Below are 19,643 nucleotides of genomic sequence, written 5' to 3'. Positions count from 1 at the left end.
GAGTTGACGGTGACCACCACATCCCGAATCCCGGCAGCCGACGGTGCGCGGTCAGGCCGTACGGCATCCGGAGACGCCGCCTCCGAAGGCTCCGCGTCCGGAGGTGCAGCGTCCGGACGTACGGACCCCGGAAGCACGGACTCCGGCGATACGGCCCCTGCCGTGAGCCCCCTCCGGGTCGGGCTCCTCGTCTCGTGTGCCCGGGCGGCGGCACGCTCCGGTGAACTGGACGAAGCTCTGCGGCTGTTGCGCTCCGCCGACGATCCCGCCGTCGGCGGCCACCGGGACGTACTCGATCTGCTGGCCCGCGTGCACGCCCAGCGTGGCGAGCTGCCCGAGGCGGCGGCGCACTGGCGACGCGTGCAGGAGCGGCACCCGGGGGATCCGGAGGCAGCGGCCGGGCTCGCGCGGATCGAGCGGCTCGGCCGCGGTGGCCCGCGGGCGGCGCTCGCCCGGCACCGTACCCGTACGGCACTGGCCGCCGCGGTGTGCGTGGTGGCCGCCATCACGGCGGGAACGTTCGCGCTCACCGACGCCACCGCCGACCGTCAACCGGCAGGGCACAGCGCCGCGCCGGCCCAACAGGCGGAGCAAGCGGAACAGTTGGAACAGGCGGAACGGATCGCCCAGCGCATCGCAGCCGATCGCGAGGCGGAGCTGGCACGGCAGCGAGCACGCGAGCAGGCTCGCAAAGCCGACGCCGCCGACGCCCTGGCCCGAGAGCTGCGGGCCCCGGGCCTGCGCCCCGTCGTACGCGGGAACTCCGTGGAAGTCGCCTTCACCGAGGGCCTGTTCGCCGAGAGCGACCGGCTCACCCCCACCGGCGCCGACCAACTGGCCGTCCTCGGCGACCGCCTGGCCGGGCGTGAGGCGCGCATCGAGATCCACGGCCACGCCGCCACCGTCCCCGGCGCCCCCCGCAGCGGCGGCTCCGTCCTCTCCCTGTGGCGCGCCCTCGTGGCCGCCCGCGAACTCAGCGCCACCAGCGGCAAACCCCTCACCGCGTTCACCACCACCAGCGCGGACCAGCAGGACGCCCCGTACGACACAGCCGCACGAAACCGCACGGTAACCGTGGTGATCACACCCGGGTAGCAGAGTGGCACCAACAGGCCCCGGCCCGATCGCGGACAGCCACCGACTGGCTAGACTTCGCACCCTCGTGCACGTGATCGCGCCACGTACGGGCCATGCCGTTCCCGAAGGGTTTCGACGCTTGATAGCCATCGAAGATGTCAGCAAGCGATATGCCGACGGCACGGTGGCCGTCGATCGCCTGTCCCTCCAGATTCCGAACCACTCCATCACCGTGCTCGTCGGGCCCTCGGGGTGCGGCAAGACCACCACGCTGCGCATGATCAACCGCATGATCGAGCCCAGCAGCGGCACGATCCGGGTCGACGGCCAGGACGTACAGCGTCAGCCGGTCAACGCCCTGCGCCGTTCCATGGGTTACGTCATCCAGAACGCCGGCCTCTTCCAGCACCGCACCATCATCGACAACATCGCCACGGTGCCGCGGCTGCTCGGCTGGTCCAAGCAGCGCGCCCGCGCCCGGGCGGCCGAGCTGATGGAACGGGTCGGCCTCGACAAGGACATGGCCCGCCGCTACCCGTACCAGCTCTCCGGCGGCCAGCAGCAGCGGGTCGGTGTGGCCCGCGCGCTCGCCGCTGACCCGCCGATCCTGCTGATGGACGAGCCGTTCTCCGCGGTCGACCCGGTCGTCCGCCGGGGACTGCAGGAGGAGTTGCTGCGCATTCAGGGCGAGCTCGGCAAGGCGATCGTGTTCGTCACGCACGACATGGACGAGGCCATCACGATCGGCGACCGTATCGCCGTGCTGCGCACCGGCGGCCGGCTCGCCCAGTTCGCGGCGCCCGACGAGCTGTTGTCGTCGCCCGCCGACGAGTTCGTGGAGGAGTTCCTGGGCGGTGACCGGGGCATCCGCGGACTGTCGTTCCTGTCCACGCGCGACCTCGAACTCGACCGTTCCCGGGTCTTCCCGATCGACGCCGACCGGCAGCGGATCGCCCAGGCGACGAGCGCTCGACCCGCCGATGCCCAGCCGGTTCTCGTCACCGGCATCGACGGCAAGCCCCTCGGCTGGACCGACCCCACGGCCTGGAACGGCGACGCCGGGACTCTGACGCCGTACGGGCAGAGCTTCGAGGTCGGCCGGGACTCCCTGCGGGTCGCCCTGGACCGGGCGGTCCTTTCGCCCACCGGTCACGCGGTCGCCGTGGACGGGTCGGGACGGGCGCTGGGGATCGCCGGTCAGGAGACGATCGCCGCGGCGATCCGCGCCGCCAGGCAGCGGCACGCCGCCACATCGCCTCAGGGCACGGACTCCCCGCAGGATCCGCCCCCGGTGAAGGCCACGCGATGAACGGCTTCTTCGACATCCCGAGCGACCTCCAGAGCAGCTATCTCGGCCTGATCTCCACGCACCTGCAAGAGGCCCTGATCCCGGTGCTCGTCGGCTTCCTGCTGTCGCTGCCGATCGGCCTGCTGTGCGTCCGCGTCCGCTGGCTCTACCCACCGGTGTTGTGGACCACCACGGTGATCTACGCGATCCCGTCGCTGGCCTTCTTCGTGGTGCTCATCGACTACACCGGGCTGAGCAAGCTCACGGTGATGATCCCGCTGTGCCTGTACAGCCTGGTCGTCCTCGTCCCGTCGGTCGTCGACGGCATCCGGTCGGTTCCCGAGGAGACGAACGCCGCCGCCCAGGCCATGGGCATCGGCCTCGTACGCCGCTATCTCCAGGTCCAACTGCCCATCGCCGTACCCGCGATCATCGCCGGACTGCGGGTGGCCGCGGCCTCCAGCATCAGCCTGGTCAGCGTCGGCGCGCTGATCGGCAACCAGGGCGCGCTGGGCAATCTGCTGACCACCGCGCTGCTCTACCAGCGCCCCGTCCTGGCCCTGAATTCGGTGGTCACCACCGCCGTACTCGCCGTGCTCGTCGACGCCCTGCTCGTCCTCGCGCGCCGGCTGCTCACCCCCTGGATGCCGCCCTCCGACAGCAAGGCCAGGCGCACGGCCCTGCGTACCGCCGCGGGACCCACGGCGCCGGACACGTCCACAACGGCGGGCGCCGCCCGCGCACCGGAGCGCGTCTCGTGAACGTACTGAACTTCATCGAGTCCTTCTTCAGCGACAGCGCCCACTGGAGCGGCTACGACGGAATCCCGCAGCGCGTGTGGGAGCACCTCCAGTACTCCGCCGCGGCGCTCGCGATCGCGGCGGCCATCGGCCTGCCGATCGGGCTGGTCACCGGGCACACCGGCCGCGGCGGCAACGCGATGGCGTTCGTGGCGGCGGCGGCCCGCGCCCTGCCGACGTTCGGGCTGCTGGTGCTGATGTTCGTCTGGCTCGGGCTGAGCGTGCTGCCCGTGATGATCCCGCTGGTGGTGCTGGCGATCCCGCCGATCCTCATCACCACCTACGAAGCGGTGCGCACCGTGGACCCCTCGCCCGTCGACGCCGCCCGCGGAATGGGCATGTCACAGGCGGGGATCCTGTTCCAGGTCGAGGTGCCGGCCGCGCTGCCGCTGATCCTCAGCGGGCTGCGTTCGGCGGCGATCCAGATCGTCTCCACGGCGACGATCGCGGCGTACGTCTCTCTGGGCGGCGTCGGCCGGTACATCGTGGACGGCCTCTACCAGCGGGACTACGAGAAGGTGGTCGGCGGCGCCACCCTCACCGCCGTCCTCGCCCTGTTCGTCCTCGTGGTGTTCTGGGCCGTGGGCCGGACTGCGGTGTCTCCAGGGGTGCGCAGGCACGGAACGGCCTGACACCTGCTGTGAACTCCCGCCTGGTCACCGCCGCTCGGCGGTGGCCAGGGCGTGTTCCAGGACCACGAGCAACGCGTCCCGGACCGAGCCGCGTTCACGGGCGTCGAACACGGTGAGCGGGACGTGGTCGGCGACGTCGAGGGCCCACCGTACGTCGTTCAGGTCGTGCTCGACCTTGCCGTCGAAGGCGTTGACGGCGACCGCGAAGGGGATCTGCCGGTGCTCGAAGTAGTCGACGGCCGCGTAGCAGTCGTCGAGGCGGCGGGTGTCGACGATGACGAGCCCGCCCAGCGCGCCGTCCACCAGGTCGTCCCACATGAACCCGAAGCGCTCCTGGCCGGGGGTCCCGAACAGATAGAGCTTCAGCGTCGGGTCGAGCGTGACGCAGCCGAAGTCCATGGCGACGGTGGTCGTCATCTTCTCCGGGGTGTGCGAGAGGTCGTCGACGCCGGCCGCGACCGAGGTGATGGACGCCTCGGTGGTCAGCGGCTCGATCTCGGAGATGGCGCCCACCGTGGTGGTCTTGCCCACGCCGAAGCCGCCCGCGATCACCATCTTCACCGGCAGCGGTGGCTGGGTCCCCTGGGCCTCATCGTTCACGGACCCGGCCCCGGGAGTCGGGGATGTCTCGAAGACCATCGATAACCCTTCGCAGTACAGAGGTGTCGCGGGCGGAACCGTTCTGCGGTACGTACAAGGCCAGTTGACCGTCCGAGCGCAGATCGTCGGCGAGCACCCGGATCACATTGAGGTGCATCCGCAGCTTCGCCGCGATCTCCGCCAGCGACTGCGGCTGGCGGCAGATCATGATGATGTCGCGGTGCTGGTCGAAGGCGAAGGCGTCCAGCGTGGCCAGCCCCACGTCGGTCGCGATCACCTGTGTCTCGATCGGAATCGGTGGTACGAGACTGTCGCCGCCGGCGATCCGCCCCGCCGTCAGCAGGAACGGCCTCACGAGCGGCGCGGGAGGCTCCGGCCCCCACACGACGTCGTCGGCGGCTGGTGGTTCACCGGCCGTCATCACGTTCCCCCTTCACCTTGCGGGCGTCATGGTCAGGCGACGCCCCCGGTCCTCACCGTCCGTCGCCGGCCGGCGCGATCCCCACGGTGTTCTTCAGCTCCATGACCAGCTGCGGGCTCAGCGCGGCACCGGCGCGATTGGCGAAGAGGGTCATCTCGTACGCGATGTTGCCGAGCTTCGCCTCCTTGGACGCGACCACGCCGAGCACCGCGCCCGCGCCGAGCGCCGACACCAGGACGTGCCCGCCCTCGAGGTCGATGATGACCTTGTTCAGGCCACCAAGTCCGTAGTTGCCCGACGCCCCCATGGCGAGGCTGGTGATGCCGGAGACGATCGCCGCCAGCCGTTCCGAGTCCGCCTGTCCGCGCAGTTGCGACACCGCGATCAGCAGACCGTCGGAGGAGACACCGATCACGTCGACGACCCCGGCGGTCTCGGTGGCGAAGCGGTTGAGCAGCCAGTTGAAATCGGCGGCGGCGGCCTTCATGTCCGTCCGCGGCTCCATGGCCCCGGATTGCGGTCCACCTGTCCACATCGTCACTTGCTCATGCCTTCCGGGAATGGGGATCTGTAGGTCTCGGGTCTGCAGGTCTGTGCGTTGTGCCAGGCCGGGGCTCGGCCGCGGCCTCGCGCTGGGCCCGCTGGACGGCGGCCTCGAACTCGTCGAGCTCGGACCGTGTCGCCTCCGGGTCGGTGGGCTGCCAGGCGGACGGCCGCTGCCTGACGGGCGCCCGCTTGGGCTGGCGGCTCGAGGCGGTGGTGGCCCCCAGGGTCGCCCCGCGCACCCGGCGCCGCAGCGGTCCGGGAGCGTCGGGCCTCGGCGGCGCCGTACCGGAGGATCCGCTGTCGTTTCCACCGCCGCGCCCGGCCGCCTCGTGAGCGCCGACTCCCGTACCGGGTGCGGGCCTTGGCGAGGGGGCGCCCCTTCTGGGCAGCGGGGGAGTGCCGGGGCCGTACGGAGTGTGGCCCCGGGCCTGGGCCTGCTCGCGCCCGCTCTCCGCCGTGGCTTCCAGGCGGCGCGCGTGGCCGGGGGACAGGGGCTGAACGGGGGAGCGGGGCGGGGCCTGCTCCGTTTGCGTACGCGCGGGGATCCGGCGGGGCAGGGACGAGCGGGCGGGCGCCGCCTCCACCATCGCGGGACGCGGTTCGGCCGGGCCGTTGCGGCGGGCGGGCGGCAGGATCTGCGCGGGCTGTGCCGTGGGCGCCGTCGGGTCGGCGGACAGCAGATGGGCCGGGGGAACCGCGACGGTGACGGTGACACCGCCGCCCGGGGTGCGGGAGAGCACCACCTCGATGCCCCAGCGCCGGGACAGACCGCCGACCACGAACAGACCGAGGACCTCCGTCGGCGCCAGGTCGAGCCGTTCCCGGCGGATCAGCCGGGAGTTCTCCTCGGCCAGCCGCTCCTCGCTCATCCCGAGACCGTGGTCGATGATCTCGACCAGGGCGCCGCCGGAGCCGTGCCGGGGCCGCAGGACCACCTCGACGCTGGTGTGCGCGGGGGAGAAGGTCACCGCGTTCTCCAGGAGTTCGGCGAGCATCAGCGTCAGATCGCCGACGATGTCGGGGGCGACGGTGACATCGCCCTCGGCGTGCGGAGCGACCCGCTGGTAGCCCTCGATCTGCCCCAGCGCGGCACGGACGATGTTGCTCAGCCGCATCGGCCCGGTGTTCAGGCCCGTCTCCCGGATTCCGGCGAGCAGCATCAGGCTGTCGGCGTTGCGCTGGAGACGTACGGCGATGTGGTCGATGCGGTAGAGCCGGTCCAGTACCTGCGGGTCGGTCTCGCCGCGCTCCACCGAGTCGATCAGGGCGAGTTGACGTGCTGTGAGGTTGCTGACGCGGCGGCCGACGTTGCCGAACATCTCGGCGATGTTGCGGCGGCTGACGACCTGGCGCTCCAGCAGGGCACTCGCGGTGACCTGAACCTGGTTGAAGGATTCGGCGAGTTCACCGAGCTCGTCGCGTACGGGCACGGGTACGGCTTCCAGGCGCGGCGGGCTCGCGTCGTCGGCGTCGTCGTCCGCGACCCGGGCCAGCTCCGTCTCGGCCGCGGCGGCCACGTGCTGGGCCGCGCCGGTCAGGGTCCGCACGGTCCGCACCACGGAGCGGCGCACCAGCACGGAGAACAGCAGCCAGGCCACGAAGGCGAGCAGCGTGCCGGCGACCAGCCAGGCCACCTGCCACCAGGCGGTGTTGGACGCGGACTGGGTGTCGGCGGCGATCTGGTCGATGAGCGACTGGGTGATCTTCAGCCGGTTCTGCGCCTGCCGCTCGTAGGTGGGCTCGGCCTTCAGCGCCTCGCCGAGGGCCGTACGCAACTGGGTCGCGTTCTCGGCGACCAGCGCGCCGGGGTCGACCTGGAGCGAGACATAGTGCTGGGCGATGACGCTCTGGTACGGGCTCTGCTCGATCCCGGCCAGTTCCGCGCCCTGCTCCTGGCTGGCGAACCGGGTGAACCGCTCCGCCTGGTGGCTGTACTGCTCCAGGTCGCCGACGGCGGCGGTGAACTGGATGAGCGCGTTCGGGTCCCGGGTACGGGCGGCGAACACACTGGTCTCGAAGGACGCGTGGGCCGTGTCGGCCCGCAGCAGCGCGTCGAGCAGATTGCCCGCGGACGAGGAGGACTCGATACCCGACTCACCGAGCCCGAGTCCGCTGATCAGGCCCTCGATCACCGATCCGTACGCGGGGTCGATGTTGTCGGCGGGGATGGGCCCCCGCTCCACGGTCTGCCTGAGGCTGTCCAGACCCTCCAGTTCCTTCAGCGCTTGGACTTCGCCCTCCGGCAGCCGGTCCCCGTAGGTCTTCCGGACCGTCTCTATCTGGGAGTTGACCTTCTGCTGCGCCTGGAGATACGCGGAGGCGTTGGGCGGTCCTTCCTCGGGGCCGGCGGCCTCATAGCGCAGGGAGATGAGCAGGGCCTGCCGGTGCTCGGTCTGCACACTGTCGATCAGCTGGGTCACCTGCGCACTGTCGCGCACGAGTTGGGCGGTGGAGGCGGCGGAGCGGGCCTGGTCGATCTGGGAGTAGACGACGTAGGCGAGCATCGCCGAGACGACCGCAAGCGGAACGATCACCAGAACGTTGAGTTTGCGCCGGAAGGGCCAGCGGTCCAGGAGGGGAGGCGTCGGGCCGGTGCGGGGCGCAGCGGGTGATTGTTCCCGGGCAACCTTTCTGTGCGCGGGCACCGAACCTCCTTGCTTCTTGCATCACGTGGGAAACCCGCTGTCCGAAACTCATGGGTTGCAGGGTCGCGACAGCGCGCTTCGACCGACAAGTGGAACCAGGTGGAACAGGACCCCCGACGCGGCCAACATTAGCGGCTGCCGTAAGAGTACGGCCATGATCAAACAAAAACTGGCACGGGGATACGCCGGATTCGCTCGCATATTGGCCCCGTTGCGCACACGGGACGAAGCCGTCCGGTGTCCATCGGTGATCAATTCGTGTCTTGACGGTCCATGACCTGGCTCGCTTGGATCGTCGCGACGCCGCAACTACGGCTGCACCGACTGCACCACCACCCCCGCCAAGTCTGGATGACGAACGTGACCTTCGCACGAAGCACCAGAAAATCCGCAACGTACGCCGTTTCCCTGCTGGTTGTGGCTACGGCCGCGCTGGCGGGCTGTGGTTCCTCCGACGACTCCTCCAGCAGCTCCGACCCCCTGCAGGAGGATGAAGCCAAGGGCGGGACCGTCGTGGTCGGTTCCAACAACTTCCCCGAGAGCATCCTGCTCGCGGACATCTACGGCGAAGCCCTCAAGTCCAAGGGCATCAAGGTCAGTTACAAGCTGAACATCGGCAGCCGCGAAACGACCTACGGTCTGATCAAGAACGGCACGATCACGGTGCTGCCCGAGTACAACGGGGCGCTGCTGTCCTACCTGAACAAGGACGCGAACCCGACGTCGTCTGAGGAGACCAACAAGGCCATCGCGTCCGAACTCGATTCCAAACTCACGCTGTTGGAGTCCTCGGAGGCCCAGGACAAGGACGCCGTCGCGGTCAACGAGGCCACGGCCAAGAAGTACAAGCTGACGGCGAAGTCGACGCTCGCCGACCTCGCCGAATTGGCGCCTGAGCTGGTCATCGGCGGTTCGCCTGAGTTCCAGACCCGGCACCACGGGCTGCCGGGTCTGAAGGAGGACTACGGGCTCGAATTCAAGTCCTTCAAGGCGCTGGACGCGGGCGGTCCGCTGACGGCGGCGGCGCTCAAGGGCAACAACATTCAGGCCGGGAACATCTTCACGACCGACCCCGGTATCGAAAAGAACAAGTTCCTCATCATGCAGGACCCGAAGAACCTCTTCGGCTTCCAGAACGTAACTCCGTTGGCATACAAGAGCGATCTTCCGGCGGAGGGCGTTTCCGCGCTCAACGCCGTATCGGAGAAGCTCGACACGGAAACCCTGATCAGCCTCAACGGCGAGGTGCAGAACGACAAAAAGGACCCGCTGGAGGTGGCCAAGACCTGGCTGTCCTCGAACGGACTGACCTGACGGGTACGGGGCTGGGCGGGCCTCCGCCCGCCCGGCGAACCCTCCGCCCGCTCCTCTAACCTGTCGCCCATGAACGTACCGGGGGACATGATCGACGGCCGCTTCGAGTTGATCGACCGGCTCGGAAGCGGCGGGATGGGGACGGTGTGGCGGGCGCGCGACAGCGTGCTGCACCGGGAGGTCGCCCTCAAGGCCGTACGGGCGGACGCGGCGACGTCGGACGCCCTGCGGGAGCGGGTGCTGCGGGAGGCACGGGCACTCGCCCGGATCAGCCATCCGAACGTGGTGACCATCCACCACATCGTGGACCACGACCCGCACCCCTGGCTCGTGATGGAGCTGGTGAGCGGTGTCTCCCTCCAGGAGCGGCTGGACGGCGGTCCGTTGCTCCCCGCGGAGGCCGCCCACATCGGCCGTCAGGTGCTCGCCGCCCTGCGGGCCGCGGACGCGGCGGGCATCCAGCACCGCGACGTCAAGCCCGCCAACATCCTCCTGCGGCCCGACGGCACCGCCGTGCTCACCGACTTCGGCATCGCGGCCCTCCAGGGCTCGACCTCCCTGACGGCCACCGGCGAACTCATCGGCTCCCCCGAGTACATCGCCCCCGAGCGGATCCGCGGCAGCAACGACGACCCGGCGTCCGACCTGTGGTCCCTGGGCCTCGTGCTGTACGTCTGCGTCGAGGGCGTCAGCCCGCTGCGCCGCGCGACCACGCTCGCCACCCTGGCCGCGGTGCTCGACGACCCGGTACAGCCACCGGTGCGCTCCGGCCCCCTCGCGCCCGTACTCCAGGCGCTGCTGGTTCGGGACCCGGCGGCCCGCCCCGACGCGGCACGCCTTGACGCGATGCTCGCGCAGGTGGAGCACGGCGCGACCCCGCACTGGGCACAGCCGACGGCGACGACGGCACCGCCGGCCCCGGCCCCGGACCCGGTGTCGCACCCGCTCACCCAGCTGGACACGCCCCGCCCGACGACGCCGCACCCCCGCCCCGACCACGCGCCCGGCCGCGCGCGCAGCCGTGCGCCGATCGTCATCGCGGTCATCGCGGTCGCCCTCGCGGTCACCGCCGCCACGGCCCTCGCCCTCACGCTCGGCGATCGGAACAGCAACGAGGCCCGCGGCGGTACGTCCTCCACTCCGGCCACGCAGCAGCCGCGCCAGAGTCCGGAGCCGAACCAGCAGCCGACCCCCGCACAGACCCCGACCCCGACCCCGACCCCGACTCCGACTCCGACGAAGCAGACGGCCAGCCCGGCCGCCCCACCCGCCGCCCCCAAGGGCGACCGCTGGATCGCCCAGCTCTACTCCGAGCCCGTCAGCGCCGGCACGGCCGCGAGAGACCAACGGCTCGCCCGGATCCGCCAGTCCGTCCCCGGGGCCATCTACGTCCGCAGCGACAACTTCGCCTCCCTGCGCCCCGGCTTCTGGGTCATCTACGCCCCGGGCCCCTTCGCCAACGGCCGCGCCGCCCTGACCTTCTGCCGCGAACGAGGCCGCACCAGCGCGAACACCTGCCTGGGCCGCTACCTGAGCAAGAACTCCGCAGACTCCGTCTTCCAGTGCCGCCCCCCGGCCGCCAACCCGACGGGCCGCTGCACCCGCCCGTGAACAGGGCCACCCAAGTCAGCGGTAAACCCCCAGGTCAGAGCCCCTCGGTCATATGAGTTTCCCCCGAGGGGTGGCCGTCGGGCAGTATGGGGTGTATCTGCCCACTGCCGATTTCAAGCGTCCGGACGGTTTCTCTTGGCTGAGTACATTTACACCATGCGCAAGGCGCGCAAGGCGCACGGCGACAAGGTGATTCTCGACGACGTCACCCTGAGCTTCCTGCCCGGAGCGAAGATCGGTGTCCTCGGCCCGAACGGCGCCGGCAAGTCGACCGTCCTCAAGATCATGGCCGGCCTTGAGCAGCCGTCGAACGGTGACGCGTTCCTGTCGCCCGGTTACACCGTCGGCATCCTGCTGCAGGAGCCCCCGCTGAACGAGGAGAAGACCGTCCTGGAGAACGTCCAGGAGGGTGTCGCCGAGGTCAAGGGCAAGCTCGACCGGTTCAACGAGATCGCCGAGCAGATGGCGACCGACTACTCGGACGCACTGCTCGACGAGATGGGCAAGCTCCAGGAGGAGCTCGACCACGCCAACGCATGGGACCTGGACGCCCAGCTCGAGCAGGCCATGGACGCCCTGGGCTGCCCTCCCGGTGACTGGCCCGTCACCAACCTCTCCGGTGGTGAGAAGCGCCGCGTCGCGCTCTGCAAGCTGCTGCTCGAGCAGCCCGACCTGCTGCTCCTCGACGAGCCCACCAACCACCTCGACGCCGAGTCCGTGAACTGGCTGGAGCAGCACCTCGCCAAGTACCCGGGCACCGTCGTCGCCGTCACCCACGACCGGTACTTCCTGGACAACGTCGCCGGGTGGATCTGCGAGGTCGACCGCGGCCGTCTGCACGGCTACGAGGGCAACTACTCGCAGTACCTGGAGACCAAGCAGACCCGTCTCAAGGTCGAGGGCCAGAAGGACGCCAAGCGTGCGAAGCGTCTGAAGGAAGAGCTCGAGTGGGTCCGCTCCAACGCCAAGGGGCGGCAGGCCAAGTCCAAGGCGCGCCTTGCCCGTTACGAGGAGATGGCCGCCGAGGCGGACAAGATGCGGAAGCTGGACTTCGAGGAGATCCAGATCCCGCCGGGCCCCCGCCTGGGCAATGTCGTCGTCGAGGTCGAGAAACTCACCAAGGGCTTCGGCGAGAAGCTCCTCATCGACGACCTGTCCTTCACGCTGCCGCGCAACGGCATCGTCGGCATCATCGGTCCGAACGGCGCGGGCAAGACCACGCTGTTCAAGATGATCCAGGGCCTGGAGGAGCCGGACTCCGGTGCGATCAAGGTCGGCGACACCGTCAAGATCTCGTACGTCGACCAGAGCCGCGAGAACATCGACCCCAAGAAGACGCTGTGGGCCGTCGTCTCCGACGAGCTGGACTACATCAACGTCGGCCAGGTCGAGATGCCGTCCCGCGCGTACGTCTCCGCCTTCGGCTTCAAGGGCCCCGACCAGCAGAAGCCGGCCGGCGTCCTCTCCGGCGGTGAGCGCAACCGGCTGAACCTCGCGCTCACCCTCAAGCAGGGCGGCAACCTGCTGCTCCTCGACGAGCCGACCAACGACCTGGACGTCGAGACGCTGTCCTCGCTGGAGAACGCGCTGCTGGAGTTCCCGGGCTGCGCCGTGGTCGTCTCCCACGACCGGTGGTTCCTCGACAGGGTGGCGACGCACATCCTCGCCTACGAGGGCGACTCCAAGTGGTTCTGGTTCGAGGGCAACTTCGAGTCGTACGAGAAGAACAAGATCGAGCGGCTCGGCCCGGACGCCGCCCGTCCGCACCGCGCCACCTACAAGAAGCTGACCCGGGGCTGATCTTGCGGCACATCTACCGCTGCCCGCTGCGCTGGGCGGACATGGACGCGTACGGCCACATCAACAACGTGGTCTTCCTCCGCTATCTGGAGGAGGCACGCATCGACTTCCTGTTCCGCCCGGACAAGGATTTCCAGCAGGGGTCCGTGGTGGCACGCCATGAGATCGACTACAAGCAGCAACTGGTGCACCGGCACACGCCGGTGGACATCGAGCTGTGGGTCACGGAGATCCGGGCGGCGTCGTTCACCATCACGTACGAGGTCAAGGACCCGGACCAGGTGTATGTCCGGGCCTCGACGGTGATCGTGCCGTTCGACTTCGAGGCGCGGCGACCGCGCCGTATCACCGCCGAGGAGAAGGCCTTCCTCGAGGAGTACACGGAGTCCGAGGACGACGAAGATCCATCGGAGGCCGTCGCCGCATGACGGCCCTGCACCTCGCCGACGCCGGGGAGGCGGCGGACCTCGCCGCCTTCCTCGCCCGGCTGATCCACTACGACCGCGCGGCAGCCGTGCGGTTGCAGGGGTCGGGGACGGCGCTCGCGGTGTTCGGCCGGCCCCCGTCGTTCGAGGTGCTGGCGATCCGTACGGCACGGCTGGCCAAGCCGTACGAGAACGGCCTCGACGCCTCGCTCGATGTGACCGTCTCGGCCGGTGAACTCCTGGAGTCCCTCGACGAGTCGGCGGCCACGGCCCTCGTGCCCGCCGCCGTCACCGGTCCGCCCTGGGCCGGGGTGCTGCCGCCGCGCGGCGGCTGGCAGCAGGAGCCGGGGCTGCCCGCGCTGGAAACAGTGCGGTCGATGGTCGCCTCGGCGGTCGCCGAATTCCGCTCCCGTATCGGGGAGTTGGCGCCCGAGCGGCGTACCCGCGCCGAGCTGGACCGGATCGGGCGGGAGATCTGGTCCCGGCCGATCGGCGACACCGAACTGCCGGTACGGGCCGCACACGCGGCGCAGTCACTGGGCTTCCTGAGGCCCGCACGCACGGCCGCGCCCGACGAGACCGTGCGGCTGCTCTCGTCGGGCGCATGGCTCAGGCTGCGCACACCATACGGCTCGATCGCCGTACGCAGGGCGGGACTTGGGGCGCTGGACGTCAGCGTGCGCTGACCGCCCGTATCAGGGAGAGCGGCGGGGGAGTGCGGCGGTGCGGCGTCAGCCCGCCGTGTTCACCATCGACGCCGCCGCGTACGTCAGGTAGTTCCACAGCGTGTGCTCGTGCTCCTCGGAGAGGCCGAGCTCGTCGACGGCGACCCGCATGTGCTTCAGCCAGGCGTCGTGCGCCGCGCGGTCGACGGTGAAGGGGGCGTGGCGCATCCGCAGCCGGGGGTGGCCGCGGTTCTCGCTGTACGTGGTGGGGCCGCCCCAGTACTGGATCAGGAACAGCGTGAGGCGCTCCTCGGCCGGGCCCAGGTCCTCCTCGGGATACATGGGCCGCAGCAGCGGGTCCTCGGCGACACCCTCGTAGAAACGGTGGACGAGGCGGCGGAAGGTCTCCTCCCCGCCGACCTGCTCGTAGAAGGTCTGCTCCTGAAGCGTGCCGCGCCGAATCTCGACCACGTTGGTTGGCCTCACAAAAATCGTTCTGGTCAGCCCCTGGCTCTTTTCGGCCGGGGGTCCGGGGGTTGTCCCCCGGAAATTGCAGCCACCGTTCTATGGTCTCAGACGGGGAGACCGAGGACTCAAGGCTTAGGACCACCGCCCAGGGCTTGGGCCCCCGCCGGAACGGCGCGTTCACGCGCTCGCCTCCGGGAGCCGCGCGCCGCACAGTGGAGATATGAGCGCGCACGTCATCGACCATGGCCTGGAGGACCTCGCCGCCACGGCGCGGGCGGCGCTGGTGCGTGGGATCGACGCGGGCGGGGCCTGGGACAGCGACCCGGTCTGGCGGGAGGCCTTCGAGAGTGTCCCGCGTCACCTCTTCGTGCCGTACTACTACGTCGGTGCCGAGGACGGCTACGAGCGGCTGTGGTGCGCGGACCCCGACCCGCGCAGGCGTGAGCGCTGGCTGCGTGGCGCGTACGCCGACTCGCCGCTGGCCACCCGGGTGCGCGACGGCGAGCTGCTCTCGTCCAGCAGCCAGCCATCCCTGATGGCGAAGATGCTGGCGGAGCTGGAGGTACGGGACGGCAACACGGTCCTGGAGATCGGCGCGGGCACCGGCTACAACGCGGCCCTGCTCGCCCACCGGCTCGGCGACGAACGGGTCACCACCATCGACCTGGACCCGGAGATCACCGAGTCGGCCCGGCGGCATCTGGCCGCCGCCGGACACCACCCGGCCGTCGTCACCGGCGACGGCGCCCGTGGCTGCCCCGAGAACGCCCCGTACGACCGCGTCATCGTGACCTGCGCCGTGACCTCGATCCCGCGCCCCTGGCTCGCCCAGTGCACCCCCGGCGCCCACATCCTCGCGCCGATCGCGACCGGCGTGATCGACCTGCGCGTACGCGACGCCGAGCACGCCGAGGGCCACTTCCTGCTCACGCCCGCCTACTTCGTGCCCCTGCGCGGCACCGAGCGGCCAGAACCGCGGCCCACGGCCGATGGCGGCCTGCCGCGCCGGGCGATCCAGCAGGAACTCTTCCGCTTCCTGCTGGCCCTCACCGCGGGCGCCCTCGACCCGCACGAGGCCCTGGCCCTGTGGGAGCGCGAGGAGCAGCCGGAACGCGCGCGGTACGGGATCACGGTCAGCGGCGAACGCGAGTGGGCCTGGCTGGACGACCCGGAAGGTCCGTACGCCTGGCCGCTCGCGTAACGCAGATCACACGGATCACAAGTACAAGTACCGGCTCAGCCCCTGCGGATCGTGATCGTCGTCCACGCCCCCACGTGCACCCGGTCGCCGTCCTGCAGCGGCACGGGGACGAAGGGCTGGATGGGCTCCTCGCCGCCGTTGACGGTGGTGCCGTTCGTGGAGTTCTGGTCGACGACCGCCCAGCTGCCGTCCGGCTGCTGGACGAGGACCGCGTGCTGGTGCGAGACGCCCGGGTCCTCCGGCGGCACCGCCAGGTCGATGTCCGGGGACTCGCCCGTGGAGTGGCGACGGCGGCCGATCGTGATCTGGTTGCCGATGAGCGGGCGCTGCTGCTCGGGGGAGTACGCGGGGAGGTTCAGGCCCGCGGCCTCCGGGCCGGAGCGCTGCATCATCGCCATGAAGTAATCGCGGTCGGGCCCGATCGTGATGTTCCAGGCCATCGGCTGCTGCTGGTACCCGGGCGGGGCCTGCGTCGCGCCGGGCTGCGGGTAGCCGTAGCCGCCCTGGCCCTGACCTTGCCCCTGACCGCCGGGACCGCCGCCCGGCGGAGGGAGGACCCAGTCGTCGTTGCCTCCGTAGGGCTGCCCGCCCGGACCCTGCGGGTGGCCGGTCTCCTGCGGGTACCCGGTCTCTTGCGGGTATCCGGGCGGAGCCTGCTGCTGGTACGCCTGCGCGGCACCGGGGCCACCGGGCCCGCCCTGACCCTGACCACCCTGACCACCGAAGTCGCCGGGACCACGGGGGTACCCACCCTGGCCCGAGGGATCGCCGCCGTACCCACCCTGACCCGAGGGGTCGCCGCCGTACGGCGAGAGCGGCTCGGCGGGACGGTTCATCTGCGAGGGCCGCGAGCTCTGGTAGTCGTACGGATCATGGCCGGAACCGTGCTGTCCGGGTGCCTGCTGCTGGAACCGCAGCGCCGGGTTCGGACCGCCGCCACCGGGCGGCGCGGCCGGGGTGTACGAGGTCGCCGTGTTCGTCAGGAAGTTCCACCGGCACTCCTCGCAGAACGGCGCCGCGCCTTCGCGCGGTGTGCGGCACTGCGGGCAGTACTCCGGCTCGGGCGCCCCGTGGTCCGGTACGGCGGACAGGTGCGGGCGCCCGCCCTGGCCGGGCTGCGGATAGCCGTAGCCGGCGGCCGGGGGCGGCGGCGGAGGCGGGGGCACGGCACCGGCCATGCGGTGACCACAGACCTCGCACCAGTCGTCGGAACCCGACTGGTGTCCGTTCGGGCAGGTCGGCATGTCGGCGCTTCCCCCTTTCTTCTTCCGGCCCCGGGGGGCCGAAGTTCTCCGTCCCCCTCGGTACAGGGTCCGGGTCCGTCGCTCCGGCCCCGGGGAGGGGCCGGACCACCTATTTCTTTACACGAACAGTCTTTGTCGACCGTGTCTCGAGCGTCATCTCGTCGGCCTCTTCGACCTTCGCCTTCAGTCGCACAGTACCTGCCGGGGCGTCGACCACGTCCACCACCTTCGCAAGCAGTTTCGCCGTATCCGCGTTTCCGGAGACGCTGGCGAGCTGAACCGCGCGGCCCAGCTTGGCCGTTGCCCCGTCGACATCTCCCGCTTTACGGGCATCCAGACCCTGCTGGATGACTTGTGCCAGTTCGGCCTGACCCGTGTAGTGCGCGACCTGCGGGTTGATCGACGTGGACGCCGCCATGTCGTCGGTCCACACGGCCCGTACGAGACCCTGCGCGCCCAGTGGCTGGGCGGGGCCGTCGGGTTGCGGGATCACCAGGGAGACCCGGGCCGCGAGCATCTCCTGGCCGATGCCCGCCTCGGGCACCTCGACGCACACGTGGTAGTCGCGGGACTCGTCTCCCCATGAGCCGGTCGGGTAGTCTCCGGCGCGTGGGCCCGCCTCCGTGCGGCGGTCGGTCAACTCCTCGACCGTGGGCGCCACTTGCTTGACGAACTTGATGGAGGTGCCCACCGGCGTCCACAGCCGCAGCGCGACGTCCGCGACCTCCTTGCCCATCGCCGTCTCCATCATCTGCGTGAAGTCGGCGGACAGGCCGGCCGGGTCGGCGACGATGTCGGCGGTGCCGAGCAGCGCGGAGGCGATCCCGGTGACCTCCTTGACCTCCCAGTCGGTGCCGACGCCCCGCGCGTCACAGGTGAAGCGCCCCGCGCAGGCGTCCAGCGCGGCCTTGAGGTCCTCGGCCGACTCGTGTTCGTTGCGGCCGTCGGTGAGCACGATGCCGTGCCGGATCGTGACGTCCGCCGAGGCCAGCAGCCGGTCGGCGAGCCGCAGCCAGGTGCCGATCGCGGTGCCGCCGCCCGCGCTCAGCTTGCGCAGCGCCTGCTTGGCCTGTTCACGGGTCGCCGCGTCGGCCACCGCGAGCTGCCCGCCGCCCGGATAGACCTCCTTGGCCACATGCGTGCCGCCGATCACCGCGAAGTGCACTCCGTCGCGTACGGCGTCGATGGCGGCGGCCGTGGCGTCCCTGGCGCCGCGCATCTTGGTCGGCGGATAGTCCATCGAGCCCGAACAGTCGACCATGATCGCCACGGCCGCGTCCGGGCCCTGGCCCGGTGTGTACAGGTGCGGCGCGGCGACCGCGCTCCCGACGGTGCCGCCGCCGGTCGAGGTCACCGTCACGATCGCGTTGACCTCGCGCCCGCCTTCCGGCAGGTACTCGTTCTGGTACACGTCCACCGAGAACTGCGGCACGTTCGACTTAGAGAAATTGGCCATGCCTTCTTTGCTCCCCCTCAGGACCCCCACGAACTGTGGGTGATGTCGGTGAGCGGACCGGTCCCCTCCGGTCCGCGGCCGTTCCTGTCCGGCCTCAGGCCGGTCCTGTCCGGCCCCGGAGACCGTTCCCTGTCCGGCCTCAGGCCGATCCTGCCCCCATCGGTGGGGCCGGGAACGGCAGGACGGCCACTGTTACGTTGTCGTGGCCCCCGCCGTCCAGGGCGTGGCCGACCAGAACCTGGGCGCTGTGCAGCGGGCGGAGCGCGGCGTCGAGCGGGGTGACCTGCGCCAGCTCCTCGGCCGCCTCCGCGTAGTTCCACAGCCCGTCGGTGCACACCACCACTACACCCGGCCGGTCCGGCTTGAAGGAAGCGGTGTGCGGTTCCAGTTCGTACGCATCCGCCCCGAGCCAGCCGGTGATCGCGTGGGCGCGCTCGTCCGCGTACGCCTCCGCCTCGTTCATCAGGCCCGCGGCGACCATCTGCGCGGCCCAGGAGTCGTCCTCGGTGAGCCGGGCCGCGGGGGAGGTGCGGTCCACGGGGACCCAGTAGGCGCGGCTGTCGCCGACCCAGCCGACGATCAGGAGCGTGGGGGTGACCACGGCGCCCACGAGGGTGCAGGCGGGCGCGTTCTGATGCGGGGCGTGCTCGGCCGGGGCGGCTCCCGCGAGGGCGTTGACGGCCCGGGAGGCGGCGATGATCGCGTCGTGCATGGCCTGCTGGGGATGCGTGCCCCGGGGCAGGGCCTCCAGGAGCGACTCGTTGGCGGCGCGGGACGCGGCCAGGGAGGCCTCGTCCGGGCGGGTCGCCGAGGACACCCCGTCGCAGACGATCGCGACGACGGCGGAGGAGCCGTCGGGCAGCGCGGTGGAGGAGATCGCGAACGCGTCCTCGTTGCGGTGGTGGCGCAGTCCCCGGTCGCTGACCGCGGAGACTGCGTCCAACTCCTGTTCCATGTGGTCCCGTTCACGTGGTTGTGCGTGGCCGCAGTTCTCGCAGTAGCCGTCCTGGTCGACCTGGCCCGCGCGGCAGGCCACGCACACCTTGGTACCCGAGGACGGAGTCGTCGCGAAGTCGGCGGTGCGCGGGTCGGGTGCCTGAAGGGTGTACTCGTCCGGATGCGGAGGCCCGTCGAACCGTACGCCCGACGCGTGGGCCGGGAGTTCGTGGCCTGCCGAGTCGGTGCCCTGGATCTCCGAGGGCACATGGACCGGGGCGGGCCTGTGGGAGCTGTCCGTCTCGGGGGCGATCGGCCAGTCCACCGACGGTGCGGCCGGCGGGGGGTACGGGGGCGTCGGCGCCGTGCCGTTCATGGTGATCGTGGGGTTGTCGTCCGGTGGTGCGGGCACGGCCGACAGGTCGTACCCGCACGCACCGCAGAAGCGGTCGCCTGAGTCCAGCGGCTCCTCGCAGCTGGGGCACTTCGACAACGCCGGGGGCATCTGCGACAT

At 70.7% G+C, this 19,643-nt stretch carries 18 protein-coding genes; 10 read left to right on the top strand and 8 right to left on the bottom strand.

The window, feature by feature from the left end; translation table 11 throughout:
- The first annotated feature begins 162 nt into the window (after positions 1 to 162).
- The 4 genes from OP79_RS31870 (at position 163) to OP79_RS31855 (ending at position 3,797) form a co-directional block, all read left to right on the top strand.
- Positions 163 to 1,095, top strand: coding sequence for a tetratricopeptide repeat protein (locus OP79_RS31870; RefSeq protein ID WP_051745074.1), 933 nt, complete (start codon positions 163 to 165; stop codon positions 1,093 to 1,095).
- 121 nt (positions 1,096 to 1,216) lie between these two features.
- Complete coding sequence (locus OP79_RS31865) at positions 1,217 to 2,386, top strand: ABC transporter ATP-binding protein (protein WP_051745073.1); 1,170 nt, start codon at positions 1,217 to 1,219, stop codon at positions 2,384 to 2,386.
- The gene (locus OP79_RS31860; protein WP_078492134.1) at positions 2,383 to 3,126 is read left to right on the top strand and encodes an ABC transporter permease; all 744 of its coding nucleotides are present in this window, start codon (positions 2,383 to 2,385) and stop codon (positions 3,124 to 3,126) included. Before OP79_RS31865 ends, OP79_RS31860 begins: the two co-directional genes overlap by 4 nt.
- Complete coding sequence (locus tag OP79_RS31855) at positions 3,123 to 3,797, top strand: ABC transporter permease (protein ID WP_033325121.1); 675 nt, start codon at positions 3,123 to 3,125, stop codon at positions 3,795 to 3,797. Before OP79_RS31860 ends, OP79_RS31855 begins: the two co-directional genes overlap by 4 nt.
- Positions 3,798 to 3,821: 24 nt before the next feature.
- On the opposite strand, the gene OP79_RS31850 is transcribed toward OP79_RS31855, so the two are convergent.
- From OP79_RS31850 to OP79_RS31835, 4 genes are read right to left on the bottom strand one after another with little or no spacing between them, the layout of a single operon-like run.
- Positions 3,822 to 4,352 carry a GTP-binding protein gene (locus OP79_RS31850; protein WP_245685524.1) on the bottom strand — a complete coding sequence of 177 codons (531 nt, stop codon included), beginning with the start codon at positions 4,350 to 4,352 and terminating at the stop codon, positions 3,822 to 3,824.
- A 34-nt stretch (positions 4,353 to 4,386) separates the two neighbouring features.
- Complete coding sequence (locus tag OP79_RS31845) at positions 4,387 to 4,818, bottom strand: DUF742 domain-containing protein (RefSeq protein WP_033325119.1); 432 nt, start codon at positions 4,816 to 4,818, stop codon at positions 4,387 to 4,389.
- A 52-nt stretch (positions 4,819 to 4,870) separates the two neighbouring features.
- Entirely contained in the window at positions 4,871 to 5,323 is a 453-nt protein-coding gene (locus OP79_RS31840) for a roadblock/LC7 domain-containing protein (RefSeq protein WP_245685520.1), read from the bottom strand.
- Positions 5,324 to 5,363: 40 nt separating this feature from the next.
- A complete protein-coding gene (locus OP79_RS31835; protein ID WP_051745072.1) occupies positions 5,364 to 8,009 on the bottom strand; it encodes an ATP-binding protein in 2,646 nt (881 codons plus the stop codon).
- A gap of 351 nt (positions 8,010 to 8,360) precedes the next feature.
- Here OP79_RS31835 and OP79_RS31830 point away from each other — a divergent pair, with 351 nt between their 5' ends.
- From OP79_RS31830 to OP79_RS31810, 5 genes are all read left to right on the top strand, one after another.
- Positions 8,361 to 9,323: an ABC transporter substrate-binding protein gene (locus tag OP79_RS31830; protein WP_033325149.1), complete on the top strand. Its 963-nt coding sequence runs from the start codon at positions 8,361 to 8,363 to the stop codon at positions 9,321 to 9,323.
- 69 nt (positions 9,324 to 9,392) lie between these two features.
- Positions 9,393 to 10,934, top strand: a complete 1,542-nt coding sequence (locus OP79_RS31825) for a serine/threonine-protein kinase (RefSeq protein WP_033325117.1) — start codon at positions 9,393 to 9,395, stop codon at positions 10,932 to 10,934.
- Between the two features lie 135 nt (positions 10,935 to 11,069).
- Positions 11,070 to 12,734, top strand: coding sequence for an energy-dependent translational throttle protein EttA (gene ettA, locus OP79_RS31820; RefSeq protein WP_033325116.1), 1,665 nt, complete (start codon positions 11,070 to 11,072; stop codon positions 12,732 to 12,734).
- A 2-nt stretch (positions 12,735 to 12,736) separates the two neighbouring features.
- Positions 12,737 to 13,162, top strand: coding sequence for an acyl-CoA thioesterase (locus tag OP79_RS31815; protein WP_033325115.1), 426 nt, complete (start codon positions 12,737 to 12,739; stop codon positions 13,160 to 13,162).
- Positions 13,159 to 13,845, top strand: coding sequence for a DUF8185 domain-containing protein (locus OP79_RS31810; RefSeq protein WP_033325114.1), 687 nt, complete (start codon positions 13,159 to 13,161; stop codon positions 13,843 to 13,845). The genes OP79_RS31815 and OP79_RS31810 overlap by 4 nt, the downstream gene beginning before the upstream one ends.
- A 45-nt stretch (positions 13,846 to 13,890) precedes the next feature.
- Here the strand turns inward: OP79_RS31810 and OP79_RS31805 are convergent, their stop codons facing one another.
- Entirely contained in the window at positions 13,891 to 14,295 is a 405-nt protein-coding gene (locus OP79_RS31805; RefSeq protein WP_033325113.1) for a globin, read from the bottom strand.
- 217 nt (positions 14,296 to 14,512) lie between these two features.
- On the opposite strand from OP79_RS31805, the gene OP79_RS31800 reads away from it, so the two are divergent.
- Positions 14,513 to 15,493 (top strand): methyltransferase domain-containing protein, encoded by a 981-nt coding sequence (locus OP79_RS31800; RefSeq protein WP_033325112.1) that lies wholly within the window; start codon positions 14,513 to 14,515, stop codon positions 15,491 to 15,493.
- Positions 15,494 to 15,528: 35 nt separating this feature from the next.
- Here OP79_RS31800 and OP79_RS31795 read toward each other — a convergent pair whose 3' ends face one another.
- The 3 genes from OP79_RS31795 to OP79_RS31785 all read right to left on the bottom strand — a co-directional run bounded on the left by OP79_RS31795 (position 15,529) and on the right by OP79_RS31785 (position 19,643).
- On the bottom strand, positions 15,529 to 16,737 hold the full coding sequence (locus tag OP79_RS31795; RefSeq protein WP_033325111.1) for an FHA domain-containing protein: 1,209 nt from the start codon (positions 16,735 to 16,737) through the stop codon (positions 15,529 to 15,531).
- A 109-nt stretch (positions 16,738 to 16,846) separates the two neighbouring features.
- Complete coding sequence (locus tag OP79_RS31790; RefSeq protein ID WP_033325110.1) at positions 16,847 to 18,193, bottom strand: vWA domain-containing protein; 1,347 nt, start codon at positions 18,191 to 18,193, stop codon at positions 16,847 to 16,849.
- 139 nt (positions 18,194 to 18,332) lie between these two features.
- Positions 18,333 to 19,643, bottom strand: coding sequence for a PP2C family protein-serine/threonine phosphatase (locus OP79_RS31785; RefSeq protein ID WP_033325109.1), 1,311 nt, complete (start codon positions 19,641 to 19,643; stop codon positions 18,333 to 18,335).

This window comes from Streptomyces yerevanensis (assembly GCF_000716805.1).
GTDB classification, from domain to species: Bacteria; Actinomycetota; Actinomycetes; order Streptomycetales; family Streptomycetaceae; genus Streptomyces; species Streptomyces flaveus.
The sequence above is the reverse complement of the archived record's forward strand: the minus strand, read 5'-3'. Positions and strand labels throughout refer to the sequence as shown.